At 66.6% G+C, this 605-nt stretch carries 1 protein-coding gene; it reads right to left on the bottom strand.

Going from position 1 to position 605, the window contains the following annotated elements:
- Positions 1 to 605, bottom strand: a 605-nt coding sequence (locus E4T88_RS18810) for a VWA domain-containing protein (RefSeq protein WP_135107549.1), incomplete at both ends; no start/stop codon positions are given.

Below are 605 nucleotides of genomic sequence, written 5' to 3' on the forward strand. Positions count from 1 at the left end.
TAGTAGAACTCCAGGTGCTTGAACTCGCTCTTGACGGCGGAGAACAGCTGCTCGACCCGCTGGATGTGTTCGTCCATGGTGCCGCCCACGTCCATGAGCAGCAGCACCTTCACGTTGTTGTGGCGCTCGGGCACCATCTTGATGTCCAGCCAGCCGGCGTTGGCGGCGGTGCTGCGGATCGTGCCGTCCAGGTCCAGCTCGAGTTCGTTGCCTTCGCGCGCGAAGCGCCGCAGCCGGCGCAGGGCGACCTTGATGTTGCGGGTGCCCAGCTCCTGGGTGTCGTCGTAGTCGCGGTAGGCGCGCTGCTCCCACACCTTCACGGCGCTCTTGTTCTTGCCGGCCCCGCCGATGCGCACGCCCTGCGGGTTGTAGCCGCCGTGGCCGTAGGGGCTGGTGCCGCCGGTGCCGATCCACTTGCTGCCGCCCTCGTGGCGCTCCTTCTGCTCCTCCAGGCGCTTCTTCAGCGTCTCCATGAGCTCGTCCCAGCCCATCTTCTCGATGGCGGCCTTCTGCTCGGGCGTGAGCTCGCGCTCCAGGATCTGGCGCAGCCAGTCGGCGGGCACTTCCTTGCGGAAGTCGGTGACCATCTCCACGCCCTTGAAGTA

It is taken from the genome of Dysgonomonas mossii, from assembly GCF_004569505.1.
GTDB lineage: Bacteria > Bacteroidota > Bacteroidia > Bacteroidales > Dysgonomonadaceae > Dysgonomonas.